Genomic DNA, 23,932 nt, shown 5'->3' on the forward strand with positions numbered 1-23,932 from the left:
CACCGCGTTGTCGCCTTAAAGCGGGCCAGGCAAGGCGCAGGCCGCTGGGAATGGTTGTTCCCTTTCCAAGGCCTGCAACGCAGCATGGCCCGCTTTAAGGCACAACCCGAAGGGCCGGGCCTGCTGCTGTGCAGGGCTGCGTTGCTCGAAGCTTATTTGGAATGACCAAACCACTCTTCTCGCGCCTTGCCCTGCACAGCAGCAGACCCGGCGCGGTGGGGAAACTAACTGAGAACGCCCCCTAGGCAATCGCGCGCCATGCGGGATAATGCCCGCCTGTTTCCCAGGCTTTGAGCATCTGCATGTCCAGTTCCGGTTTTTCCCCCTCCCAGCACCAAGCCAGCACGTTGTACCTGCCCCCCGGTCCTTGGGCAACGGTGCTCGATTGCCTGTGCGAGCACTTCCCGGCCATCGGCCGTGAACAGTGGTTGGACCGTATTGCCCGGGGGCGAGTGCTGGATATCAATGGCAGCCCGATCAGCCTGGATCTCGCCTACAAGGAAGGCTTGTGCATCTATTACTTTCGCGAAGTGCCCAACGAGAAAGTGATCCCGGCGCAGGAAACCATCCTGTACGCCGATGAGCATTTGGTAGTGGCGGACAAGCCGCACTTCCTGCCGGTCACGCCCGCTGGCGAGTACGTCGAGCAAACACTGTTACGGCGCCTGATCCGGCACTTGGACAACCCCGCCCTGGTGCCTCTGCACCGCATCGACCGGCATACGGCGGGGCTGGTGCTGTTCTCGGCCAACCCGCAAAGCCGCTCGGCGTACCAGCAGCTGTTTCCTACGCGGCGTATCGACAAATTTTACGAAGCCATCGCCCCGGCCCTGCAGAACCTGACCTTTCCGCTGGTGCACAAAAGTCGCCTGGTGGATGGCGAGCCGTTCTTTCGCATGCGGGAAGGGCCGGGTACCAGCAACACCGAAACGGCCGTGCAAGTGCGAGAGAAGAACGGCGATTTATGGCGCTATGGCCTGTTCCCGGTGACGGGTAAGAAACACCAGCTGCGCGTGCACATGACTGCGCTCGGCGCGAGCATCTGCAATGACCCGTTTTACCCCGAGGTGATCAAGGACGCCGAGGATGACTACGCTAACCCGCTCAAGTTGCTGGCCCAGGGCGTACGGTTTATTGACCCGGTGAGCGGTGAAGAACGCAGTTTTCGCAGCCAGATCACCCTTGACTGGTAAACACCAGAAACAACAAGGCCCGCGCTAGGCGGGCCTTGTGTGCAAGCGTAAAGGCTTACAGGTCTTTAACGGTGCGAACCTGATCTTTGTTGATGCGGGTGCGCTTGCCGTCAAGCTGTTGGAATTCGTAGAAACCCGAATCTTCGTCAAATTTCGGGGTGTCGACAGCCTGGATTTCGCGACCGTCATTCAGGGTGATCACTGTTGGCGAGGCGCAACCGGCGAGGGTGGCGAGGCCCAGTGCAAGCATGAGAGCGGCGATGGTCCGTTGAGTCATGAGTTTGTCTCCGAGAGAATACTTTTAAATTGCTGACCTTGTGACGTATGGGACGTCGGCAAAGTTCCTTGTGCAAGGCTCATTCTGACACGCCAGCCCGTGGGTGCAACAGCTCGGGCGTATTAAGATTGGCCAGGCGCGGGTCATTGGCCGGGCATTGCAGGGCTACACCCCCCAGTTGCAGCAAGATCTTGCGCGGGCTGCGCTCACCCGCTTGCCAGGCCTGTTCCACCTGGGCTTTCAGGCGGGTCGGGATGATGCACAGCAAGGGTTCCCAGAACTCGCCTTGGCGCACCATGACCGGCAACTGCGGATTTCGTTGGGCGGTCCCACGTAAATCGGCAAGCAGTCGCTCATCAATTTGTGGCACATCGCACGGCAGGATCAGCAGACGCTCATGGCGTGCGGCGAGCAATCCCGCGCGTATCCCGGCAAGCGGGCCGGGGAAGTCCAGGTTGTCATCGCTCACCAGTTGGTCGGCATAGGGCGCATAGCACTCATGGTTGCGATTGCACGAGATGATCAGGTCATCTGTAAGCGGCCGGGCCAGCCGTTGCAGGTGCGCGATCAAGGGCTGGCCCTGCCATTCCAGCAACCCTTTGTCCTGGCCACCCATGCGTTGGCCGCGACCACCGGCCAACAACAGGATCGAACAAGGCAAAGGTGAAGATTCAAGAGACATGGCGGTTCCGCTGCGGCAGGTAAAGAGGGGCCTGTGATATAACATCGGGCTGTTCCTTCGACAACCGGACCGTGCCATGAAAGCCAAGGCCGATGCGCCCTTCGTACCCCTGAATATTGCTGTATTGACCGTCAGCGACACCCGCACCCTGGACACCGACACCTCCGGCCAGGTCTTCGTCGACCGCCTGGTTGCCGCTGGCCACAACCTTGCCGAGCGGGTGCTGCTCAAGGACGACCTCTACAAGATCCGCGCCCAGGTTGCCCACTGGATCGCCGAAGACGTGGTGCAAGTGGTGTTGATCACCGGCGGCACCGGCTTCACCGGTCGCGACAGCACCCCTGAAGCTGTGAGCTGCCTGCTCGACAAACAGGTCGACGGTTTTGGCGAGCTGTTCCGCCAGATCTCCGTGGCCGATATCGGCACCTCCACCGTGCAATCCCGCGCCCTGGCCGGCCTGGCCAATGGCACGCTGGTGTGCTGCCTGCCAGGTTCCACCAATGCCGTGCGCACGGGCTGGGACGGCATCCTCGCCGAGCAACTGGATAACCGCCATCGCCCGTGCAACTTCGTCCCGCACCTGAAACAGGCCGAGCCTTGTGAATCCCGTGGATAAGCCAGGCAAGACCGGCGCACTGATGCCGGTGGAAGAGGCCTTGCAGCGTTTGCTGGCCATGGCCGAAGCCGCGCCGATCCGCGAGCCGCAGGCACTGCCCTTGGCTGAGTGCGACGGCCGGGTCTTGGCCCAGGATCTGATCTCGACGCTTGACCTGCCACCCTGGCCCAACAGCGCCATGGATGGCTATGCCGTGCGCCTGGCGGATTGGACCGGCGAACCGCTGGTGGTGAGCCAGCGCATTTTCGCGGGTCAGGCGCCTGAGCCTTTGGCTGCGGGCACCTGCGCACGCATCTTCACCGGCGCGCCGGTGCCCCAAGGCGCGGACTGCGTGGAAATGCAGGAAAACGCGGTGGTGCATACCGACCAGCGTGTGAGTTTCACCGAGCCGTTGAAGGTGGGTGACAACATCCGCCCCCAAGGACAGGAAACGACGGTGGGTGAATGCGTACTCAGTGCCGGAACCCGCCTGGGGCCTATCGAGCTGGGCCTGGCTGCGTCCCTCGGGCGTGATCGGCTCGACGTGGTACGCCGCGTGCGGGTGGCGGTGTTGTCGACTGGCGATGAGCTGATCGAGCCGGGGTTGCCGCTGGGGCCGGGGCAGATCTACAACAGCAACCGCCGCGTGCTGTGCAGCTGGCTGGCGCGCATGGGCTGTGAAGTGATCGATGCCGGGATTCTGCCGGATGACCTGGAGCAGACCCGCACGCGCCTGGCGGGCCTGGGCAGCGTCGACCTGATCCTGTCTACCGGCGGTGTGTCGGTGGGCGAAGCGGACTTCCTCGGCATTGCCTTGCGTGAAGAGGGCGAGCTGGCGCTGTGGAAACTGGCGATCAAGCCGGGCAAGCCGCTGACGTTCGGGCATTTCCGTGGCGTGCCGGTGATCGGCCTGCCAGGTAACCCGGCCTCGACCCTGGTGACCTTTGCGCTGTTGGCGCGCCCGTATTTGCTGCGCCGCCAAGGTGTGGTGGATGTGCAGCCGCTGCGTTTCGACGTGCCGGCAGGGTTCGCCTGGCCCAAGCCGGGCAACCGCCGCGAATATCTGCGTGGGCGTATTGAGCAGGGCAAGGCGATTATCTATCGCAACCAGAGCTCCGGGGTGTTGCGCAGTGCGGCGTGGGCTGAAGGGTTTGTGGAGGTGGTGGAAGGCACGACGCTGGATATCGGTGATCGGGTCAATTTCATTCCCTTGAGTGAAGTCTTGAACTGAACACAGATCGAAAATGTGGGAGGGAAACTCCTCCGTTTCCACTATTGATGCCAGATTATGAATTCAAGTCCGACAGGCTGCTACGCTCGGTGTGCCCGTAATCCGACATGGATTTGGGCGGCTAAACCGGCATCCCTGCCGGTTTACCCCCCAAATCAATATCGAATTCCGGCCAGCGTGGTTTAACGGGGCGCCTGAGATCAATATCAAAAACACAGCAAGGCGGCCTGACAGCCGACCGATCCAGGTTGGCGATACTCGGTGCAAATGTGGGAGGGGGCTTGCTCCCGATGAGGGAGTATCAGTAAACACATCTGTGACTGACCCACCGCCATCGGGGGCAAGCCCCCTCCCACCTGCTTTTGCTCTGCTTTTGACGTGGCTTTTGATCTCAAGCGCCCCGTCAAACCACGCTGGCCGAACGCAGGCTTGAATCCGTGGGCCTGTGCCTACTCAGTAATCATCCCCACGCTCTGTGACATCCCGCTCCACCGGCCCCGCATCCGGGTCGTACCCCGCCGGGAACTTGCCTTTCAACGTCCATGCAAACGCAATGATCTCGGCAATCGTGCGGTACAACTCCTCCGGAATGCTGTCCCCCAGCTCCATGCGCGCCAGCAGCTTCACCAGTTCGGCGTTTTCATAGATCGGTACTTCGTTTTCCCGCGCCAGCTTGAGGATGGCTTCGGCCAAGGCGTCATCGCCCTTGGCGGCCAGGGTGGGCGCCTGTTGGCCGTCGTACTTGAGGGCAATGGCCTGGCGGGGAGGTGCGGCGTTCTTCATGCGGTCTCATCCACCCAGCGTTGTTCCAGTCCGGTTTTTGGCCCGCGTGGCGGGGTGCCCAGGTGGCAATCCAGGTCGCCGACGTTAAGCCCGGAGGACACCAGGCGCTCGCGCAGGCTGCCCAAGTGGCTTTCGATCAGGCTGGCCGTGAACGGGCGGCTCGCCCACAACTGGCTGGACAGTTTGCCCTGGGTCAGTTGCGCCTGGACTTGCAACGGCCCCAGCGGCTCCATATCGAAAGCCAGTTCAACGCGCCAGAGCATCTGTTTCGGGTCTTTTTTATCCCTGCGCTCGGGTTGCTCCTTGTCGGGTGCCGGTTCCTCGCGCTGGAACTTTACCTGCAACGGCACGATGTCCTGCAAGGTGCGCAGGGGGATTTCCAGCTGCCAGGTGGTTTGCAGGCGGCCGTCGGCGGTGGTGCCGGTCTGTTCCAGGCTCGACAGTTGATGGCTCTGCAAACGAGAGATCGCCCCGGCCGCCAGGCGCAGCAGGTTTTCCAGGTCGCCTTCACCTTCGAGTTTGGCCATCAGTCGCTCTGGCAGCGGGAAGCCGGCGGGTATCTGCCGGGCGCCGACCTGGCCGAGGGTGTTCAACGGGCTGCGGACAAAGTTCGGCAGCACCTGGGCCAGTGTATTCGCGGCGAGGATGGCGTTCAGGTTGGTACTCGTGGGCAGGCTGGGCAGCAGGTCCGCGACCAGGCGCAGCAGGGCGCCTTTCATATCCAGCGGTGGGATCTGTGGATTTTGCCCGGCGAGCAATTTGGCTTCCAAAAAGGCGCCGCTGTTCTGGATGACCTGCGCCAGCACCTTGGGATTGCTCACTTGTGCCAAATCGGGCAACGCCGCCAATAAACGCTCGGCAGCCGCCCGCAGGTCGGCGGAGGTACTGTCGCCACGGGGCAGGTTTTGCAAGGCGGTGAACACTGCATCCAGTGAGCCTTGGCGACTTTGCTGAGTGGCAAGCTGCTGGGCGACGGCCAGTTGGTCCTTCATCCCGCTCAATGGCACAAAACTCAGGGTCTGTGCGTTCTGCACCACGGCGCTGAGCAAGCTGCCGACCCGTAACGGTTGAGGGCTTTCCAGCGTCAGGGTGGCACCGGCCAGGGCGTTATTGAGCACGCTCACCAGCGAGCGATAGATCGCCGGCTGCGCCGTACCCTGGGGCAGCATCTGCGTGGTCAGCACCTTGGCTTGCAGCAGCGTGCCCACCGGCATTTGTGTGGTATCGAGGCGGGTGAGGGCGGCTACGTTGGCGCTCATGGCTTGCTGCAAGGTAATGGCCAGGTTGCCCGCAGGCGTCTGGCTCACCGCCACATTGCTGCCCAACGGCAAAGGCTGGGCGCTGCTGGCTTGCACCAAGGTCTGGCGGCCGCCCTCGAGGGTCAACTTGAGCAACAACTGAAAGGCCTCGCTGCCTTGTTTCAGCGCGATGACCTCGGCGTTTACGGTTTTGCCGGCGCCAATCAACCCGGCCTGTGGCTCCAGGAGCTTTAGTAGCTCGCCAGCCGCAGGCAACTGGGCAGGCTTGGGCGCTGGTGTTGGAGGCAGCGGAGGAAGGTTGATGTCACCGGTCATCGTGCGCGTCGTCTCTGGGGAAATTGCCCTCTTTAGAGTAGGGCATCGCATGTATAATGCCGCCCGTCTGCAAAGAGAGCGGTAAAAACCTCACAACTATTTGATCCAGCTCTCTAAAATCGGTCGCCAAAGTCGTTATTGTGCATCTCTCTATAACGGCCGCTGCACCGCCGACTTGAACCGTAAAGGCCCGCGATCTCTTGACCAGCCCTCTTCTTGAAGCCGTAGCGCTTGCCTGTGAACGCGACCTGCGCCTGTTGTTCGAGCAACTCGAACTGCGGCTGGCGGGCGGCGACATGGTGCAGATCAGCGGGCCCAACGGCAGCGGCAAGACCAGTTTGCTGCGCCTGCTGGCCGGTTTGATGCAGCCGACGGCCGGTGCTGTGCGGCTCAACGGCAAGCCTTTGCACGAACAACGTAGCGAGCTGGCGCGCAACCTGATCTGGATCGGCCACGCCGCCGGTATCAAGGACGTGCTCACTGCGGAAGAGAACCTCAGTTGGCTCAGCGCCCTGCATCATCCCGCTTCCCGCGACGCCATCTGGCAGGCCCTGGCCATGGTGGGCCTCAAGGGTTTTGAAGACGTTCCCTGCCATACCCTGTCCGCCGGCCAGCAGCGCCGCGTGGCCCTGGCGCGTTTGTACCTGCCCGGCGCGCCGCTGTGGATTCTCGACGAACCCTTCACCGCCCTCGACAAACAAGGTGTGGCCCAACTCGAAGAACACCTGGCCCAGCACTGCGAGAAAGGCGGCCTGGTGGTACTTACCACCCACCACACGCTGGCGCGCATGCCCGCGGGTTATCGCGAGCTGGATCTGGGGCGGTGGTCGCTGTGAGTGTGTTCGCGCTGTTGGTGGCCCGTGAGGCACGGCTGTTGTGCCGCCGCCCGGCCGAACTGGCCAACCCGCTGGTGTTTTTCGCGATTGTGATCGCGCTGTTCCCGCTGGCGGTCGGCCCGGAGACTAAACTGTTGCAAACCTTGTCCCCAGGACTGGTGTGGGTCGCAGCGCTTTTATCGGTCCTGCTCTCGCTGGACGGGCTGTTTCGCAGTGATTTCGAAGACGGTTCCCTGGAGCAGTGGGTCCTTTCGTCGCACCCGCTGCCACTTCTGGTACTGGCCAAGGTGCTGGCACACTGGGCTTTTTCCGGTTTGGCGTTAGTCTTGCTCTCGCCGCTGCTGGCAATGATGTTGGGATTGCCCAGCGAATGCCTGCCGATCCTGTTGCTGAGCCTGTTGCTCGGCACGCCGGTCCTCAGCCTGCTGGGCGCGGTGGGCGCGGCGCTGACCGTTGGGTTGAAGCGCGGTGGCCTGTTGCTGGCCCTGCTGATTCTGCCTTTGTACATCCCGGTGTTGATCCTGGGCAGCGGCGCTTTGCAAGCCGCGCTCATGGGCATGCCGGCGACCGGTTACCTCTTGTGGCTTGGTAGCCTGACCGCCCTGGCGGTAACCCTGACACCCTTTGCTATAGCCGCCGGCCTGAAAATCAGCGTCGGTGAATAATGAGGTCTGGCCCGGCGTTAATGACGTTGAGTCAGTAAAGACCCTGAGCTTTTCGCCACGACGAAAAGCACCCGTGATGGAAACTGCAATGAACTGGACCTGGTTTCACAAGCTCGGCTCGCCCAAATGGTTTTATGGCATCAGTAGCAAGCTGCTGCCGTGGTTGAGCCTCTTCGCCGCAGTGCTGATCGGCATCGGCCTGGTCTGGGGCCTGGCCTTCGCGCCGCCGGACTACCAGCAAGGCAACAGCTTTCGCATTATCTACATCCATGTTCCCGCCGCGATGCTGGCCCAATCCTGCTACGTGATGCTGGCGGTGTGCGGCATCGTCGGCCTGGTGTGGAAGATGAAGCTGGCCGACGTGGCCCTGCAATGCGCCGCGCCCATCGGCGCGTGGATGACCGCGGTGGCGCTGGTCACCGGTGCGATCTGGGGCAAGCCGACCTGGGGCTCGTGGTGGGTGTGGGACGCACGCCTGACGTCGATGCTGATCCTGCTGTTCCTGTACTTCGGCCTGATTGCCCTGGGCAACGCCATCAGCAACCGCGATAGCGCCGCCAAGGCCTGCGCAGTGCTGGCGATTGTCGGCGTGATCAATATCCCGATCATCAAATACTCGGTGGAGTGGTGGAACACCCTGCACCAGGGCGCCACCTTCACCCTCACCGAAAAACCGGCAATGCCCGTGGAAATGTGGGCGCCGCTGCTGCTGATGGTGCTGGGGTTCTACTGCTTCTTCGGTGCGGTGCTGCTGCTGCGCATGCGCCTTGAGGTGCTCAAGCGTGAAGCGCGCACCAGTTGGGTAAAAGCCGAAGTGCAAACCAGCCTGGGAGCGCGTGGATGAGCTTTGCTTCTTTCAGTGATTTTCTCGCCATGGGCCACCACGGCCTGTATGTCTGGACGGCCTATGGCATCTGCCTGGCGGTGCTGGCCCTCAACGTTGCCGCGCCGATCCTGGCCCGCAAGCGTTACCTGCAACAAGAGGCGCGACGTCTGCGCCGGGAGTCCGAAAAGTGAATCCGCTGCGTAGAAAGCGTCTGTTGATCATCCTTGCCATCCTGGCCGGCGTCAGTATTGCCGTGGGCCTGGCGATGAGCGCCCTGCGGGAGAACATCAACCTGTTCTACACCCCGACCCAGATCGCCAATGGCGAAGCCCCGCTGGACACGCGCATCCGCGCCGGCGGCATGGTGGAGCAGGGCTCGTTGAAGCGTTCCGGCGACTCCCTGGACGTGACCTTCGTGGTCACCGATTTCAGCAAATCCGTGACCATTACTTATCGCGGCATCCTCCCGGACCTGTTCCGCGAAGGGCAGGGCATCGTCGCCCTGGGCAAGCTCAACGCCGACGGCGTGGTGGTGGCTGACGAAGTGCTGGCCAAGCACGATGAGAAGTACATGCCGCCTGAGGTCACCAAAGCCTTGAAAGACAGCGGCCAATCCGCGCCTGGCGCAAATCCACAGCCTGCCAAGGAGGGCTAAGTGATGACGTCCGCACTGTTTATTCCGGAGCTGGGCCAACTGGCGATGATCCTCGCGCTGTGCTTTGCCGTGGTCCAGGCCGTGGTGCCCTTGCTCGGCGCCTGGCGCGGCGACCGCCTGTGGATGAGCCTGGCGCAGCCGGCCGCCTGGGGGCAGTTCGCCTTCCTGTTGTTCGCCTTTGGTTGCCTGACCTACGCCTTCATGACCGACGACTTTTCGGTCGCCTACGTCGCGAACAACTCCAACAGCGCCTTGCCCTGGTATTACAAGTTCAGCGCCGTGTGGGGCGCCCACGAAGGTTCGTTGCTGCTGTGGGCGCTGATCCTCGGCGGCTGGACCTTCGCCGTATCGGTGTTCTCACGGCAACTGCCGCAAGTGATGCTGGCGCGGGTGCTGGCGGTGATGGGCATGATCAGCATTGGCTTCCTGCTGTTCCTGATCATGACCTCGAACCCGTTCAGCCGCATGCTGCCGCAGATCCCGGCAGACGGGCATGACCTCAACCCGCTGTTGCAGGACATCGGCCTGATCGTGCACCCGCCGATGCTCTACATGGGCTACGTCGGTTTCTCCGTGGCCTTTGCGTTTGCCATCGCCGCCTTGCTCGGCGGGCGTCTCGATGCCGCCTGGGCGCGCTGGTCGCGGCCGTGGACCATCGTCGCCTGGGCCTTCCTGGGTATCGGTATCACCTTGGGTTCGTGGTGGGCCTATTACGAACTCGGCTGGGGCGGCTGGTGGTTCTGGGACCCGGTGGAAAATGCGTCCTTCATGCCCTGGCTGGTGGGCACCGCACTGATTCATTCCCTGGCGGTCACCGAAAAGCGCGGCGTGTTCAAGAGCTGGACCGTATTGCTCGCTATCGCGGCGTTTTCCCTCAGCCTGCTCGGCACCTTCCTGGTGCGTTCGGGCGTACTGACGTCGGTGCATGCGTTCGCGTCCGACCCGGAACGTGGCGTATTCATCCTGATCTTCCTGCTGTTTGTGGTCGGCGGCTCACTGACCCTGTTCGCCCTGCGCGCCCCGGTGGTCAAGAGCCAGGTCGGTTTCAACCTGTGGTCGCGGGAAACCCTGTTGCTGGGCAATAACCTGGTGCTGGTGGTGGCTGCGTCGATGATCCTGCTTGGCACTCTCTACCCGCTGGTGCTGGATGCCTTGAGCGGCGCCAAGCTGTCCGTGGGCCCGCCGTACTTCAACGCGTTGTTCATCCCATTGATGGGCCTGTTGATGGTGGTGATGGCGGTCGGTGTGCTGGTGCGCTGGAAAGACACCCCGGTGAAGTGGCTGGTAGGCATGCTCGCTCCGGTGCTACTGGGCAGCGTGGCGCTGGCCGTGGTCGCCGGTATTGCCTACGGCGACTTCAACTGGGCGGTGCTCGCCACCTTCCTGCTCGCCGCGTGGGTGTTGCTGGCCGGTGTGCGCGACATCTTCGACAAGACCCGCCACAAAGGCTTGATCAAGGGCCTGCCAACCCTGACCCGCAGCTACTGGGGCATGCAGATCGCCCACATCGGTATCGCGGTGTGTGCCCTCGGTGTGGTGTTATCCAGCCAGAACAGCGCCGAGCGCGACCTGCGCCTGGCGCCGGGTGAATCGATGGACCTGGCCGGTTACCACTTCATCTTCGAAGGCGCCAAGCACTTCGAAGGACCGAACTTCACCTCAGACAAAGGCACGGTGCGCGTCGTGCGCAACGGCAAGGAAATCGCCGTGCTGCACCCGGAAAAACGCCTCTACACCGTGCAGAGTTCGATGATGACCGAAGCCGGCATCGACGCCGGTTTCACCCGTGACCTGTATGTGGCCCTCGGTGAACCCCTGGGCGACGGCGCCTGGGCCGTGCGCGTGCATGTCAAACCCTTCGTGCGCTGGATCTGGTTCGGCGGCCTGCTCACCGGTTTTGGTGGTTTGCTCGCGGCGCTGGACCGGCGTTATCGGGTCAAGGTCAAGAGCCGGGTGCGTGAAGCACTGGGCCTTTCAGGAGCGGCGGTATGAAGCGTTGGTTGATGGTGGTGCCACTGGCGTTGTTTTTGCTGGTGGCGGTGTTCCTGTATCGCGGCTTGTACCTGGACCCGGCCGAGTTGCCTTCGGCGATGATCGGCAAGCCGTTCCCCGCGTTCAACCTGCCAACGGTGCAGGGTGACAAGACCCTGACCCAAGCCGACTTGCAGGGCAAACCGGCGCTGGTCAACGTGTGGGCCACCTGGTGCATCTCCTGCCGCGTCGAACACCCGGTGTTGAACAAGCTGGCCGAGAAGGGCGTGGTGATCTACGGCATCAACTACAAGGACGACAACGCGGCGGCCTTGAAGTGGCTGGCGGAATTTCATAACCCGTACCAGCTGGATATCCGCGATGAAGACGGCAACCTCGGCCTGAACCTCGGCGTGTACGGCGCACCGGAAACCTTCTTTATAGACGCCAAGGGCGTGATCCGCGACAAATACGTCGGCGTGATCGATGAAGTGGTGTGGCGCGAGCAACTGGCCGCCAAGTACCAGGCCCTGGTCGATGAGGCCAAGCCATGAAGCGTTGGTTGACCGCTGCCGTTTTAGCCCTGGGCCTGGCCGGTGTGGCCCACGCCGCCATCGACACCTACGAATTCGCCAACGACGCCGAGCGCGAGCGTTTCCGCGACCTGACCAAGGAACTGCGCTGCCCCAAGTGCCAGAACCAGGACATCGCCGATTCCAACGCCCCCATCGCCACCGACCTGCGCAGAGAGATCTTCCGCATGCTGGGGGAGGGCAAGGACGACCAGCAGATCATCGACTTCATGGTCGACCGCTACGGTGATTTCGTGCGCTACAAACCGGCCCTCACCGGCAAGACCGCGCTGCTGTGGTTCGGCCCCGCCGGGCTGCTGCTGGCCGGCGTCGTGGTGATGGCGGTGATCGTGCGCCGTCGCCGCGCCGCGCCGACTGATGGTTCCGATGCGCTGTCCCCTGAAGAGCGCAAACGCCTCGACCAATTGCTGGACACCAAGACTGATGATTGATTTCTGGCTCGCAGCCGGCTTGCTGCTTCTGATTGCCCTGAGTTTTCTGTTGATCCCTGTACTGCGCGGCCGCCGCGCCCAGCGTGAAGAGGATCGCACCGCGCTGAACGTGGCGCTGTATCAAGAACGCGTCGCCGAGCTGCAAGTGCAGCAAGACGAAGGTGTATTGAACGCCGCACAACTGGACACCGGCCGCGCCGAAGCGGCCCGTGAGTTGCTCGCTGATACCGAAGGCGTGGAAAAGCCCCGTGAATCGCGCCTGGGCAAACCGCTGCCATTTTTGGCGGCGTTTCTGGTGCCGGTCCTCGGCGTTGCGCTGTACCTGCATTACGGCGCGAGCGACAAGGTCGAACTGACCCGTGAGTTCTCCCAGCCGCCGGTGTCCATGGCCGACATGACTCAGCGCCTGGAACGTGCCGCAGCAGCGCAGCCGGACTCGGCCGAAGGCCTGTACTTCCTGGGTCGCGCCTACATGGCCCAGGACCGTTCCGCCGATGCCGCCAAAGTCTTTGAACGCACCGTGGCGTTGGCCGGGCGCCAGCCGGAACTGCTCGGCCAGTGGGCCCAGGCGCAGTACTTTGCCGACAACAAACAGTGGTCGCCCAAGGTGCAGGCGCTGACCGACGAAGCCTTGAAGCTCGATCCCAAGGAAGTCACCAGCCTCGGCCTGCTCGGTATCGCTGCTTTTGAAGGCCAGCGTTATCAGGAAGCGATCGACTACTGGAACCGTCTGTTGGCGCAACTGCCGCCAGCCGATAATTCTCGTATTGCCCTGCAAGGCGGGATCGACCGCGCTGCCGAGAAGCTTAAAGAGAGCGGCGGTACTGTCGCGCAAAAGGCAGTCATGAACGTGCGTGTGGACTTGTCCGCCGAGGCGAAAGCCAAAGCCTTGCCGACCGACAGCGTGTTCATCTTCGCCCGTGCCGTCTCTGGCCCACCGGCACCGTTGGCGGCCAAGCGCGTCACCGTCGCCGAACTGCCCATCACTGTCGAACTGGGCGATGCCGACGCGATGATGCCGCAGTTGAAACTGTCCAACTTCCCCGAAGTCCAACTGGTTGCGCGCATATCCCGGGCAGGTGTTCCGACAGCTGGCGAATGGATCGGCCGCAGCCAACCGCTGGCCAGCAGCACCACTGCGTTGCAACAGCTGACCATCGACAGTCCGGATAAGTAAATCGAGGAAACGCCCATGACCGCATTTGCACGCATCACCCTGCTCAGCCTGGTACTCGGCTTGAGCGCTTGTGCGGTCCACCGCCCACCTCCGGCACCCACCGGCCCGACGATCCCACCGTCAGGCCCGTCGACCCAGCCGAGCACCAAACCGTCCGGCCCGGTGGCCCCGCCGCCCAAGCCACTGCCGACCAAATCGCCGACCTTCGCCCCACCGCCAGGCGCCGCCAGCCACTGGGACGGCAAGATGCAGGTCTACGTGCTCGACGACCAGCCCGATACCTTCTACCGTCAGCGCACTTATTACCGCTGGAGCAACGGCTGGAGCCGCGCCATCAGCCCCAACGGGCCATGGGAAGAAACTGACGTGCAGGGCGTGCCGCCGGGGTTGAGCAAGCAGTACGCGCAATGACAAAAGGCGACCTGGACAGGTCGCCTTTTTTGTTTTTGACGTGGAATGCGTTCAAATGTGGGAGCCAGCTCCCACAGGAGATCACCGCGCATCAATGACCACGCAGCATCAAACAGGGCGAGCTGTACACAGGTGGTCGACCAGGGATGGAAACCTGGTTGGGGCACGGCCTCCTGCGTACAGCTCGCTCGGCATAGTGCGGGCATTGCGGATGACTGGCCGTAGGGAAAGTCTGGTATCACGCTTCTTCCCATATGAAGGTGGGAACGATCACCTACCAAGGGTCTGTCCTACAGCCACTTCCCACCTTTCACTAAACCTTCACCCGACCACCCGCCGCCCGTCATGTGCAGGTAATAGCGCTGACACCGCCCGCGCCTACTGTCGTTTGAACTCAACCGCAGCCATGCTTGGCGGTTGCCAGCAACTGAACATGAAAGTCCTGATGGGCGCGCCGAACGTGGTGCGCGGTGGGTCGCACTCGGGTAATGTGGCCGCCTCCGGCCTGGCTGGCGCGGGATTGCTGGATATACTTGCCAGTGACTACTACCCGGCCAGCCTGGTGCAAGCCAGGCGCCGCGAAGGGTTGCCGAACAAGTGTGGGGACAAGCGCAGAGGGTGTTTTGATGGCAGGCAGGTTGATCTATCTCATCGGGCCATCGGGTTCGGGCAAGGACAGCCTGCTGGATGCCGCGCGCCCGCGCTTGATCGAGCGTGGCTGCCGCATGGTGCGCCGGGTAATCACGCGTTCGGCGGAGGCGGTGGGTGAAGCCGCGCAAGGAGTGAGCCCGCAGCAGTTTGCGGCCATGGATGCCGAGGGTGCGTTTGCCTTGAGCTGGCAGGCCAATGGCTTGTCCTATGGAATTCCTCGCGAGATCGACGATTGGCTGGCGGCGGGGGACGATGTGCTGGTCAACGGTTCCCGTGCCCACCTGGCGCGAACCCGCGAGCGTTACCCGACGTTGCTGGTGCTGCTGCTGACGGTGGACCAAGCGGTGTTGCGCCAGCGCTTGATAGCACGGGGGCGTGAGTCATTGGCGGACATCGAGGAACGCCTGGCGCGCAATGCGCGGTTAACTGCCGAACTGATCACGGGTAACGGCGCGGGCTTGTTCGTAATGGATATCTCTTTATTGGATAACTCTGGCCCGCTGGAACATACCGTAGAGCGCTTGCTGTGCTGCCTGGACCACGGGCACCCGGTATGCGCCTGACCCTGCTCGGCACCGGTGATGCGCGGCAAGTCCCGGTGCCTGGCCCGGCGGACCCGCAGTGGTAAGCCAGCTCTCTCCTTTGGTCTTCAACGACTCGCGGTTTTGGTTCTGATCAAACTATAAGTTGCTTGCGGTACTTGTCGTCACGCTCATGTCCCAACTCCCTGACCCGTGTTACCTAGTGTTCAAGTGGGTGTTGGCACGGTGCGTAGAAAGAGTCAAGGCTGACTGGTTTTCTGCTTGTTTTGAATTTTTATATGAGTTGATCTTATAGGGGTGGCATGCGCCACGCTGTTGTCTGGGTATTTCTTCGTGGTCTGCAAATTTAAATATTGACTGGATATATGCTGTAGGCAGTTTTTACAGGCGATTTTATAAGTGGAGCTGGAGCATATTAAAGGTGGTTGGTGGCTTTGTATATGCGCGCTGAATATACATAGGGTCACGTTTTAGGTTGAAATAAATGAGATGTTGTCTGGCGTTTTTGGCTGTGGGAATTTAATGCCGCTTTGATCGTGCGCTCATATGTTTTACGGCGGACTTTGGCCTCGGCAGACTACATTTATTGTAATTATTTCAACTTGGATAGGTGGATTTTAAGATGCAGGTAAATGTTTCCAATATGGGCTTTCCAACTGATAGTCTTTCCGGTGTCCCGGGGCGATTCACTGTCCTGAGCAGGCCGGGTGAAACGAAAAACTTGAATATGCAGACTGGCCGTCACAGTACGTATTTCGAACGCCCTCGTAATGCCTTTGAATTAAATTCTCCCCATAAACCGATACAAAGTGGAACTTATAGCTGCAGCGTAAGTAGGCTGCCCTCCAACAGTGTTGATAAAGTGTTCAAGGGGTTTCAAGGCGGGGGGGCCGTCTACCTATTGGCGGAAAGTTTCAACGGATTCAAACGGGTAATCAGCCGTTGCGGGGGGTGGGTCACGCCCAACCCGTGTCCACCTCCAATGCCGATGCCTGAACCATGTCCGCGACCACAGCCGAGACCCAATCCCTGCCCACCTCCGAGGCCGATGCCTGAGCCATTTCCGCGACCGCAGCCGAGACCCAATCCCTGCCCACCACCGAGGCCGAGGCCGAGACCTGAACCGCGTCCAGCACCGCAGCCGAGACCTGAGCCGTATCCGCAACCGCGGCCAAGACCTGAGCCGCGTCCGGAGCCGAGGCCGAGGCCTTATCCGCAACCGAGGCCAGAGCCGTATCCGCAACCGCAGCCGAGGCCAGAGCCGTATCCGCAGCCGCAACCGAGGCCAGAGCCGTATCCGCAACCGCAGCCGAGGCCAGAGCCGTATCCGCAGCCGCAACCGAGGCCAGAGCCGTATCCGCAGCCACAGCCGAGGCCAGAGCCGTATCCGCACCCGCAGCCGAGGCCAGAGCCGTATCCGCAGCCACAGCCGAGGCCAGAGCCGTATCCGCAACCGCAACCGCAACCAGAGCCTTATCCACAGCCGAAGCCTGAGCCGCAGCCGCGTCCGGAGCCATGTCCAGAGCCATGTCCGGAGCCGCGTCCGGAGCCATGTCCAGAGCCATGTCCGGAGCCATGTCCGGAGCCATGTCCAGAGCCATGTCCAGAGCCTGCCCCATCCTCGGAACCGCAGCCGAGGCTTGAGCCGTGTTCACCCTCCCATGACGAATCACAATTGGAAGTTGAGGGCGGGCAGGGTAACGACACATTTGATTTTTCCAGGTTCAGGCAGAACCAAGTCATAAACCTGGGGGCGGGTACTTACTCAAGTGTCGGCGGAAAATACAATAATAGTTACATCAGCCCAGCGTCGGTTTTCGAAAACGCCATCGGCGGCTCCGGCAATGATCGAATCATTGGCAACGAGGCCGATAACGTATTGGTTGGGGGCGCAGGTGCAGACACATTGAGAGGTGCAGGGGGACGCAACGTCTTCAAGTACAACTCGGTAGCGGACTCTACTTTTGCGGCGGCGGATCTACTCACTGACTTCAAAACCGGCTGGGACACGATTGACTTACGCAACCTGGCTAACGCTACGGGGGCCAGTCTGAACTTCGTTCCCGACTTTACGGGCAAGCCCGGTGATACGGTCATTAAATACAATATGTACAGCGGACGTTATTTTTTGGCGATCGACCTGTCGGGCAACTGCAGAAGTGATTTCCTTATAAAAAGTACTCGACCGATCAGCCCTGATGACGTCCTGGGCTTGGCTTGAATAGAGCGCTCGCCTGGATGATGACCGTGAGTTGACGCTTTGCGTCAACTTCGCGCCTGCAAAGGCTCGGTTCAGGGAGTGGCGCGGCGCATATCGCGATACGCCGATAAAATCGCTACCTCGTCACGCAATGACCGACTTGTTACGTGCTTGATCCCACGTACAAGCTTGTCAACCTAGTGTGCGCTGCTGCCTCGGCGGCATCGCGCATTCGTTTCTGTCGTTTACTTCGATCAAGCCCCTAGGGCTTGATCATATCTCCCGCGTGCTGGCTCCAACCAAACCCAGGATTACCTTGTTCACTCTGTTGCTGCGAACGGCAGGCGGTTGCGTGCCTGTTTCATAGAGCTCTGTATTCCCTGTGTCAGAATGATCGGTTACGGCAGTGTATTAAGTTACCGTGTTACGACGGAGTGGCTTTAATAAGCTGGGAGGGGAATGGGTGTTTTCGTTCGCTGCATACTCCGAGATCTCTTGTTTAACTACATGGCGATGTAGGGTGGAGAGTTGGGTACGTGAGGGTGGAGTTGATGTTGCGTTTCGGATTTTTGTCTGGTTGTGAGTAATGCGTTGCAACCGAAATTGATTTTTGGTCTGTGAGTTCTTATTTTTTCTATGTGAATCAATTGGTTGAGGTTGTTGTGTCAGTGGGTGGGTTTTTAGTGTTGTTTCGGCGGGTTGCGAGTGTGGTGCCAAAGTATTTTGAGATTTTAGAGTGTGTCGGAGTGCATTGATTAGTGTCTGGCGTACCAAGTTTCTCTGTGCGAACTTAAGGGGGTGCCGACAAATGCTATTGCTCGTGTGGAGCGGGAGTTCGGTGTCTCGGGTTTATTTGCAAGAGGACTTAGGTTGTATGAGATTATCAGGGCCACCCGCTACTAATGTATTCGAAGGTAAGGAGTTTGCTGCTCTGGGGGCTGTAAGTTCTGCACGACCGAGTGCGCCCTACACCCTGAATAGTAATAAACCAGTACTCACTACTGAGCAGGCTGGAAAACAAATCACTCGCCGTGACTTCCGATTTCATGACCGTAATGTCGACCAAAAGATTGACTTGTCATTCCGGATCTCCAAGGGTTTCACACCGCAGCAGGCAGAACAGGCCAGGCAGGCGTTGAAATCCTGGCAGGATGTCGCCAACGTGACGTTCACTGAAAACGCAGGAAATCTCGACGGGCACATTGATATTGGTGATATGCCAGGAACCAGCCATGGTGTGGCGTCACTGCCGAATAAATACCTGAGAAATTCATTCGCTAATATTGGCACAGCGAATGCGGGCACGAACCCTAAGCAGGGCGGCTTTTTTCGCGAAGTACTGATTCACGAATTAGGTCATGCAATCGGGTTGGAACATCCGGGTAAATATGATGGCTCTGGCGACTATGGTACGCACGCTGAGTATGCCGGGGATACCCGAGCTCGCAGTGTAATGAGCTATTTTTCAGAAACGAATCAGCCGGGGCATAACTTTAATTCGTTGCATCCCTCTGCACCGATGATGGATGACATTGCTGCCGTACAGCGGCTATATGGGGCGAACACTAACACGCGTAAAACCGATACGACGTACGGGTTCAACTCCACTACGAACCGTGACGCCCTGAGTCTGAAAACGGCCGATGACAATCCTATTTTCTGTGTGTGGGACGGTGGTGGGGACGATACATTGGACTTCTCTGGTTTTTCCCAGAATCAGAAGATCAACCTTAATGCCGAGTCGTTTTCAGATGTGGGGGCGTTAAAAGGTAATGTCTCCATTGCCAAGGGTGTAACCCTGGAGAACGCCATCGGTGGCGCAGGGAACGATACTTTGGTGGGTAACCATGTCGCCAACCGACTGACAGGCGGAGGCGGAGCAGACAGGTTGCAAGGCGGCGGTGGTGCAGACACTTTTGTCTATGACCGTACCAGTGATTCCACCCCGGATAACCCTGACGTCATCCTGGACTTTGAGAGCGGCTTGGACCGCCTGGATGTATCTGCGCTTCTGAAAGGGACGAATATCAAGACTCTGACGTTCGTCGAGCGTTTAACCGGTCAACCTGGTCAAGCCGTACTGAGCTACGACGAGAGTAGTCGCGAAGGGAGTCTAGCCTTGGACGTGAGCGGAAATGGCAAGGCTGATCTATTAGTAAAAAGTATGGGCCGGATGAATGCCGTTGACGTGTTTTACGGTGATAGCCCTTCGGTAGAGCCTGATTCGGTAGAGCCAAAGCCCGATGCGAGCCCTGAACCTGAAAAGCCGAAGCCGGACCTACGTCCTGACCCGCATGAGCCGAAACCAAACCCAGCCACGTGTGATCCTGAACCGGACACTTGTGAGCCGGAACCGGAACCGGAGCCATGCGTGCCGATACCCGTCCCATGTTCGATAAACGCTACTAATGGTCGCAGGCCCCAAGTTAGTACGCCTGGCCTTGAGGCCGGCGCTGATCAGCGGCGTGCAACGCTGGTGTCCGCCTCTGATAAGTGGGCTTTTACAGCGCGCGCCTGGAGTGGATCCTTTCACAGTTAACTACGCACGCAATACATTGAAATGAGGCGTCGCCGCTGACACGTCTAGCGGGTCAATGTATTAAAAATGGCGTTCGGAAGAGCGGATCACAGTTGCAAGCAGATAGTTAATTATTGTTTTTCACCCATTACTATTATTAGTAAGAGGGCCAGTCGTTGGGTTTGTTTGTGGGTGGTTGTCTTTTACTGGTTTCAGGCATTTAAAGTGTGTTGTCGCTCGTTAGTGGGCGATTTGATCGTTCGTAAGTACCACGCGTGCGAAATGTTGGGCCGTTGTTATATATAACTCACTAAGAAGGTGTGATGTATGGTTAATGTCAATTTACCTGGTTTGAACTCCTACGTACCTACGTTGAATACGGCCCCTCAGCCGTCACCCGCGGCACCGTCGAGGGCCCATGACGCAAATGAACCTATGGGGAGCTCTGACGACTTGCGTTATGGAAAAGATAAGCAGCCCTCAAAAGGATCCAAACTGCTGAGTCTTTCGGCACAGTCGGCGGGTGGGTTTTCCAGCCTGCAAAGGCTCCACGGATCAAACGCTCAAACGAGCTCACATGGCCTGCTGCAGGCGGGTGAAACAACAGTCGGCAATAGGCTGTTCTTGAATATGGGGGGGGTGGACGGCAACGTTCTCACTGCTAATTGTTTTCCTATGCCGAAGCCTGAGGAGACCAAACCACGAGGCGACCAGCCCAAGCCAACCGTGGATAAGCCCAAGGCCGGCACGGATGCCAAACCTCAAGAGGGTCAGCCCAAACCAGCCGTCGATAAGCCCAAGGTCAGTACGGAGACCAAACCACAAGGCGATCAGCCCAAGCCAGCCGTGGATAAGCCCAAGGTCAGCACGGACACCAAGCCTCAAGAGGGCCAGCCCAAACCAGCCGTCGATAAGCCCAAGGTCAGCACGGACACCAAGCCTCAAGAGGGCCAGCCCAAGCCAGCCGTCGATAAGCCCAGGGTCAGCACGGACACCAAGCCTCAAGAGGGTCAGCCCAAGCCAGCCGTCGATAAGCCCAGGGTCAGCACGGACACCACGCCTCAAGAGGGTCAGCCCAAGCCAGCCGTGGATAAGCCCAGGGTCAGTACGGCCACCACACCTCAAGAGGGTCAGCCCAAGCCAGCCGTGCCCAAGGTCCCTGTCGGACCGACGCCAAACGATGTACTCAGCTCGTATGACACCACCTATGGGTTCAACTCTACGACTGGAAAGCTGGAAACGACCCTGACATCCGCTTCCGATAAGCCGGATTTCAACGTATGGGATCAGCGGGGGATAGATACGTTTGATTTTTCCGGCTTCAAGCAAGACCAGAAAATCGATTTGCACAGCGGTTCGCTCTCCAGTGTGGGCGGGTTCAGGGAAAACGTCAGGATCGGTACCACCACTGCGATCGAAAACGCGGTAGGGGGCAGTGGCAACGACCGAATCATGGGTAACAGTGCGGATAATGTACTGATCGGCGGCGCAGGCGCCGATACCCTGGTGGGGGGAGGCGGTTGGAATACGTTTAAGTTCAATGCCTTTAGCGATTCGACCCGTACGCAGGCCGATTTACTGTTGGACTTCAATACGGGTCAGGACAAGATTGATTTGTCGCAAATGGCCATCGATGGCAAGGTCGCATTTAACTTTGTTGACGAATACACCGGGAAGCCCGGGGACACCATTATCAAGTTTAACCCGCAAACAGGACGTTACTTGCTGGCGATAGACGTGGATGGGGACGGCAAGACGGACTTTTTGATCAAGAGCACGCGAATGATCAGTCCGGAAGATGTTATCGGGTTGAACATAAAGGATGGAGGGTATCTCTGATGATGTAATGGCGAGTTATTACACATCGCTTTGGTACTAGGCAAGGCTGGGCAGGACTTAATCATCAGTGATTAAGTCCTGCTTTTTTGCGCCTGCCAAGTGGCAGCAAAAAAATCCGTTCGTAGTGGGCAACGCCATCGTGAAGGTGGCGTACATTGGCTGCCTGGTTGCTGGAGCACCGTCATGAGTTGCTGGGGCATGTCACGGTAGGTTGGGACAGTCGAGTCGTGTAGGGCTTGGCTATGTTTGCGATCAGATAACAACGATAGCGTTAAGCCTGTTTTTTCTTGTATGTTTGGTTGGGTTTCTTGATATGTGCAACTAAATTCTTGACTTGATTAAGTTAAGGCTTTGCGTGTTTTTTTTCTTTGTGGTGCCAAGGCATAGTGATCGTTGATCTGTGGAAGTGTGTCGTGCTGAATAACATGTGTGCTAATTTTTTACTGTCGCGTTTATCGGATTTTATCGAAAAGAAATAGCGGTGGTAGAGGCATGTTGAATATGGGATTTTATCGGGCTGACAACGGATCAGTCAGTCTCGGTAATTCATATACATGGACGGGTTATTCTTCACTGTTCAGAGTATCAATGCACATGCACATCCCGGTTAGGCATTCTTCCCATGCGCACTCCTCGGAGGCGTTGTACCCCAGTTTCTCAGCAGCTGAAAACGAAGTTTTTCGTTGGGCTAATAATAAAAAATCGTTCACCACAGACCAGGCGGCGAAACATATCACTCGCAGCGGCTCCAGGTTTCATGACCTCAATGGCGATGGCAAAGTTGTTGTTGGTTTCAATTTTGCTGGAGGTTTTAATGCGGCTCAGAAAGAGCGAGCCAGGCAAGCCCTGCAATATTGGGCGGATGTTGCCAATATCGAGTTTATTGAAAACGGTTCGAACACCGATGGCACGATCAGCATTAAGGGCACATCGGGTTCGTCAGGGAGGGCAGGGTTGCCTAATAAGCATTATTCGAAAGTCCAGGCCAGTATAGGCACTAGTGGTGCCCAAAATCCGACAATGGGCAGCCAATTCTTGGGTTTGTTGATCCATGAATTAGGGCATACCTTGGGGCTCAGTCACCCGGGTGAATACGATGGCGGGGGCTACAATTACGACCGATCCGCAGAATATGCGCAGGACACCAAGGCGCGCAGCATCATGAGTTATTGGGCGGAGACCCACCAGCCGGGCCACAATTTCGCCAGGAACAGTCCGGCGGCACCGATGATGGACGATATCGCCGCCGCCCAGCGGCTCTACGGGGCCAATACAAAAACGCGCAATACCGACACCACCTATGGCTTCAATTCCAACTCAGGTCGAGAGTTCTATAGCCTCAAGCAAGGGAATGACAAGCCGATTTTCACCGTCTGGGACGGCGGTGGTAACGACACACTTGACTTCTCTGGGTTTGCCCAGAACCAAATCATCAACCTCAAGGCTGAGGCGTTCTCGGACGTGGGTGGCTTACGGGGGAATGTGTCGATTGCCAAAGGCGTGAGCGTGGAAAACGCCATTGGCGGTTCTGGCAACGATACCTTGACGGGTAACGAAGGGAACAATCGCCTCACCGGGGGCGGGGGCGCCGACACGTTGCACGGTGGGGCCGGCGCGGACACGTTCATGTATCTGCGCGCCAGTGATTCGACGCCACAGAACCCGGATATCATCCAGGACTTCCAAAGCGGGATAGACCGGATCGATCTCACCAGCGTCCTTCAGGAGGCAGGGCTCAAAGCCTTGAGTTTCTCTGATCGATTCAGCGGCAGGGCGGGTGACGCCGTGCTGGGCCATGACTCGAAAACCGGCCGTTTTACATTGGCTGTGGATACGACGGGGAATGGCACGGCGGACCTGATGGTGACCAGCCAAGGCCAAATCAAACAGACGGATGTGATCTGGAACGATCAGACGCCGACGGTGATTCCTGCCCCGGCTCCTGAACCTGCTACCGTTGTCCCTGTACCAGAACCCGGCCCGGCTCCCATTCCAGACCCTCAACCTGACTCTGACCCGCTCCCGACACCTTTGCCGGCTCCCAAGCCTGGAGGAGGGTTTATCAAGAAGGTATTTTCGTCGTTCATGGGGTTAATCAACAGGGCGTTCTCGATTTTCTCGTGAGCCCGGTGGCTATGCTCTGGACCCATGGTCAGCGTGGTTCGGGCAGCCGGCAGGGGTGAGTCCAACAAGCCTCCCTCATAGTCCACAAACGCGCGCCGTGGCACTCGCCATCCTGCCTGTGGGAGCACCGCCCAAAGATCCCTGGGCGGTAGTTTCCA

The 23,932-nt window shown here is 59.3% G+C and carries 23 protein-coding genes and 1 pseudogene; 19 read left to right on the top strand and 5 right to left on the bottom strand.

The window, feature by feature from the left end; all coding sequences use genetic code 11:
* Positions 1–302: 302 nt before the first annotated feature.
* Entirely contained in the window at positions 303–1,193 is an 891-nt protein-coding gene (locus FRT59_RS05455) for a pseudouridine synthase (protein ID WP_153870592.1), read from the top strand.
* Positions 1,194–1,248: 55 nt separating this feature from the next.
* On the opposite strand, the gene FRT59_RS05460 is transcribed toward FRT59_RS05455, so the two are convergent.
* Complete coding sequence (locus FRT59_RS05460; protein ID WP_005786486.1) at positions 1,249–1,470, bottom strand: YgdI/YgdR family lipoprotein; 222 nt, start codon at positions 1,468–1,470, stop codon at positions 1,249–1,251.
* A gap of 79 nt (positions 1,471–1,549) precedes the next feature.
* Positions 1,550–2,152 (bottom strand): molybdenum cofactor guanylyltransferase MobA, encoded by a 603-nt coding sequence (gene mobA, locus FRT59_RS05465; RefSeq protein WP_153870593.1) that lies wholly within the window; start codon positions 2,150–2,152, stop codon positions 1,550–1,552.
* A 76-nt stretch (positions 2,153–2,228) separates the two neighbouring features.
* Here mobA and moaB point away from each other — a divergent pair, with 76 nt between their 5' ends.
* Complete coding sequence (gene moaB, locus FRT59_RS05470) at positions 2,229–2,768, top strand: molybdenum cofactor biosynthesis protein B (RefSeq protein ID WP_034118883.1); 540 nt, start codon at positions 2,229–2,231, stop codon at positions 2,766–2,768.
* Positions 2,752–3,978, top strand: a complete 1,227-nt coding sequence (locus FRT59_RS05475) for a molybdopterin molybdotransferase MoeA (RefSeq protein ID WP_198832845.1) — start codon at positions 2,752–2,754, stop codon at positions 3,976–3,978. Before moaB ends, FRT59_RS05475 begins: the two co-directional genes overlap by 17 nt.
* Before the next feature lie 453 nt (positions 3,979–4,431).
* Here FRT59_RS05475 and FRT59_RS05480 read toward each other — a convergent pair whose 3' ends face one another.
* Together FRT59_RS05480 and fliK are read right to left on the bottom strand one after the other, a co-directional pair.
* A complete protein-coding gene (locus tag FRT59_RS05480; protein WP_034118885.1) occupies positions 4,432–4,761 on the bottom strand; it encodes an EscU/YscU/HrcU family type III secretion system export apparatus switch protein in 330 nt (109 codons plus the stop codon).
* Positions 4,758–6,335, bottom strand: a complete 1,578-nt coding sequence (fliK, locus tag FRT59_RS05485; protein WP_153870594.1) for a flagellar hook-length control protein FliK — start codon at positions 6,333–6,335, stop codon at positions 4,758–4,760. The genes FRT59_RS05480 and fliK overlap by 4 nt, the downstream gene beginning before the upstream one ends.
* A 200-nt stretch (positions 6,336–6,535) precedes the next feature.
* On the opposite strand from fliK, the gene ccmA reads away from it, so the two are divergent.
* The 12 genes and pseudogenes from ccmA (at position 6,536) to phnN (ending at position 15,114) form a co-directional block, all read left to right on the top strand.
* The gene (gene ccmA, locus FRT59_RS05490) at positions 6,536–7,171 is read left to right on the top strand and encodes a cytochrome c biogenesis heme-transporting ATPase CcmA (RefSeq protein ID WP_153870595.1); all 636 of its coding nucleotides are present in this window, start codon (positions 6,536–6,538) and stop codon (positions 7,169–7,171) included.
* Positions 7,168–7,836, top strand: coding sequence for a heme exporter protein CcmB (gene ccmB, locus FRT59_RS05495; RefSeq protein WP_003172769.1), 669 nt, complete (start codon positions 7,168–7,170; stop codon positions 7,834–7,836). The genes ccmA and ccmB overlap by 4 nt, the downstream gene beginning before the upstream one ends.
* A gap of 88 nt (positions 7,837–7,924) precedes the next feature.
* Positions 7,925–8,680, top strand: a complete 756-nt coding sequence (locus FRT59_RS05500; RefSeq protein WP_153870596.1) for a heme ABC transporter permease — start codon at positions 7,925–7,927, stop codon at positions 8,678–8,680.
* On the top strand, positions 8,677–8,853 hold the full coding sequence (gene ccmD / locus FRT59_RS05505; RefSeq protein WP_153870597.1) for a heme exporter protein CcmD: 177 nt from the start codon (positions 8,677–8,679) through the stop codon (positions 8,851–8,853). Before FRT59_RS05500 ends, ccmD begins: the two co-directional genes overlap by 4 nt.
* Positions 8,850–9,317 carry a cytochrome c maturation protein CcmE gene (ccmE, locus tag FRT59_RS05510; protein WP_034118890.1) on the top strand — a complete coding sequence of 156 codons (468 nt, stop codon included), beginning with the start codon at positions 8,850–8,852 and terminating at the stop codon, positions 9,315–9,317. The genes ccmD and ccmE overlap by 4 nt, the downstream gene beginning before the upstream one ends.
* 3 nt (positions 9,318–9,320) lie before the next feature.
* On the top strand, positions 9,321–11,309 hold the full coding sequence (locus tag FRT59_RS05515) for a heme lyase CcmF/NrfE family subunit (RefSeq protein ID WP_034118891.1): 1,989 nt from the start codon (positions 9,321–9,323) through the stop codon (positions 11,307–11,309).
* Positions 11,306–11,842 (top strand): DsbE family thiol:disulfide interchange protein, encoded by a 537-nt coding sequence (locus FRT59_RS05520; RefSeq protein ID WP_057014552.1) that lies wholly within the window; start codon positions 11,306–11,308, stop codon positions 11,840–11,842. Before FRT59_RS05515 ends, FRT59_RS05520 begins: the two co-directional genes overlap by 4 nt.
* Complete coding sequence (locus FRT59_RS05525; protein WP_122732673.1) at positions 11,839–12,312, top strand: cytochrome c-type biogenesis protein; 474 nt, start codon at positions 11,839–11,841, stop codon at positions 12,310–12,312. The genes FRT59_RS05520 and FRT59_RS05525 overlap by 4 nt, the downstream gene beginning before the upstream one ends.
* Positions 12,305–13,489: a c-type cytochrome biogenesis protein CcmI gene (ccmI, locus tag FRT59_RS05530; protein ID WP_153870598.1), complete on the top strand. Its 1,185-nt coding sequence runs from the start codon at positions 12,305–12,307 to the stop codon at positions 13,487–13,489. The genes FRT59_RS05525 and ccmI overlap by 8 nt, the downstream gene beginning before the upstream one ends.
* A gap of 15 nt (positions 13,490–13,504) precedes the next feature.
* A complete protein-coding gene (locus tag FRT59_RS05535; protein WP_153870599.1) occupies positions 13,505–13,900 on the top strand; it encodes a hypothetical protein in 396 nt (131 codons plus the stop codon).
* A gap of 436 nt (positions 13,901–14,336) precedes the next feature.
* A pseudogene (locus FRT59_RS05540) lies at positions 14,337–14,471 on the top strand (alpha-D-ribose 1-methylphosphonate 5-triphosphate diphosphatase); the annotation flags it as partial.
* Positions 14,472–14,526: 55 nt separating this feature from the next.
* Positions 14,527–15,114 carry a phosphonate metabolism protein/1,5-bisphosphokinase (PRPP-forming) PhnN gene (phnN, locus tag FRT59_RS05545; RefSeq protein WP_153870600.1) on the top strand — a complete coding sequence of 196 codons (588 nt, stop codon included), beginning with the start codon at positions 14,527–14,529 and terminating at the stop codon, positions 15,112–15,114.
* 935 nt (positions 15,115–16,049) lie between these two features.
* Here the strand turns inward: phnN and FRT59_RS05550 are convergent.
* Entirely contained in the window at positions 16,050–16,694 is a 645-nt protein-coding gene (locus FRT59_RS05550) for a hypothetical protein (RefSeq protein ID WP_153870601.1), read from the bottom strand.
* Positions 16,695–16,768: 74 nt separating this feature from the next.
* On the opposite strand from FRT59_RS05550, the gene FRT59_RS05555 reads away from it, so the two are divergent.
* The 4 genes from FRT59_RS05555 (at position 16,769) to FRT59_RS27365 (ending at position 23,774) form a co-directional block, all read left to right on the top strand.
* Positions 16,769–17,314, top strand: coding sequence for a M10 family metallopeptidase C-terminal domain-containing protein (locus FRT59_RS05555; RefSeq protein WP_153870602.1), 546 nt, complete (start codon positions 16,769–16,771; stop codon positions 17,312–17,314).
* Between the two features lie 853 nt (positions 17,315–18,167).
* Entirely contained in the window at positions 18,168–19,832 is a 1,665-nt protein-coding gene (locus FRT59_RS05560) for a M10 family metallopeptidase C-terminal domain-containing protein (protein WP_153870603.1), read from the top strand.
* Between the two features lie 432 nt (positions 19,833–20,264).
* Positions 20,265–21,650 (top strand): M10 family metallopeptidase C-terminal domain-containing protein, encoded by a 1,386-nt coding sequence (locus FRT59_RS05565; protein ID WP_233094274.1) that lies wholly within the window; start codon positions 20,265–20,267, stop codon positions 21,648–21,650.
* 588 nt (positions 21,651–22,238) lie between these two features.
* Positions 22,239–23,774 (top strand): M57 family metalloprotease, encoded by a 1,536-nt coding sequence (locus FRT59_RS27365; RefSeq protein WP_267911020.1) that lies wholly within the window; start codon positions 22,239–22,241, stop codon positions 23,772–23,774.
* Positions 23,775–23,932 lie beyond the last annotated feature (158 nt).

Origin of the sequence: Pseudomonas haemolytica (assembly GCF_009659625.1) — a bacterium.
GTDB lineage: Bacteria > Pseudomonadota > Gammaproteobacteria > Pseudomonadales > Pseudomonadaceae > Aquipseudomonas > Aquipseudomonas haemolytica.

Excerpts from the sequence above, each read along its gene's own strand:
- FRT59_RS05455 (WP_153870592.1), top strand. The coding sequence starts at position 303 with ATGTCCAGTTCCGGTTTTTCCCCCTCCCAGCACCAAGCCAGCACGTTG.
- FRT59_RS05460 (WP_005786486.1), bottom strand. The coding sequence starts at position 1,470 with ATGACTCAACGGACCATCGCCGCTCTCATGCTTGCACTGGGCCTCGCC.
- mobA (WP_153870593.1), bottom strand. The coding sequence starts at position 2,152 with ATGTCTCTTGAATCTTCACCTTTGCCTTGTTCGATCCTGTTGTTGGCC.
- moaB (WP_034118883.1), top strand. The coding sequence starts at position 2,229 with ATGAAAGCCAAGGCCGATGCGCCCTTCGTACCCCTGAATATTGCTGTA.
- FRT59_RS05480 (WP_034118885.1), bottom strand. The coding sequence starts at position 4,761 with ATGAAGAACGCCGCACCTCCCCGCCAGGCCATTGCCCTCAAGTACGAC.
- fliK (WP_153870594.1), bottom strand. The coding sequence starts at position 6,335 with ATGACCGGTGACATCAACCTTCCTCCGCTGCCTCCAACACCAGCGCCC.
- FRT59_RS05500 (WP_153870596.1), top strand. The coding sequence starts at position 7,925 with ATGAACTGGACCTGGTTTCACAAGCTCGGCTCGCCCAAATGGTTTTAT.
- ccmD (WP_153870597.1), top strand. The coding sequence starts at position 8,677 with ATGAGCTTTGCTTCTTTCAGTGATTTTCTCGCCATGGGCCACCACGGC.
- FRT59_RS05515 (WP_034118891.1), top strand. The coding sequence starts at position 9,321 with ATGACGTCCGCACTGTTTATTCCGGAGCTGGGCCAACTGGCGATGATC.
- FRT59_RS05520 (WP_057014552.1), top strand. The coding sequence starts at position 11,306 with ATGAAGCGTTGGTTGATGGTGGTGCCACTGGCGTTGTTTTTGCTGGTG.
- FRT59_RS05525 (WP_122732673.1), top strand. The coding sequence starts at position 11,839 with ATGAAGCGTTGGTTGACCGCTGCCGTTTTAGCCCTGGGCCTGGCCGGT.
- ccmI (WP_153870598.1), top strand. The coding sequence starts at position 12,305 with ATGATTGATTTCTGGCTCGCAGCCGGCTTGCTGCTTCTGATTGCCCTG.
- FRT59_RS05535 (WP_153870599.1), top strand. The coding sequence starts at position 13,505 with ATGACCGCATTTGCACGCATCACCCTGCTCAGCCTGGTACTCGGCTTG.
- phnN (WP_153870600.1), top strand. The coding sequence starts at position 14,527 with ATGGCAGGCAGGTTGATCTATCTCATCGGGCCATCGGGTTCGGGCAAG.
- FRT59_RS05550 (WP_153870601.1), bottom strand. The coding sequence starts at position 16,694 with ATGGCTCTGGACATGGCTCCGGACATGGCTCCGGACATGGCTCTGGAC.
- FRT59_RS05560 (WP_153870603.1), top strand. The coding sequence starts at position 18,168 with ATGAGATTATCAGGGCCACCCGCTACTAATGTATTCGAAGGTAAGGAG.
- FRT59_RS27365 (WP_267911020.1), top strand. The coding sequence starts at position 22,239 with ATGCACATGCACATCCCGGTTAGGCATTCTTCCCATGCGCACTCCTCG.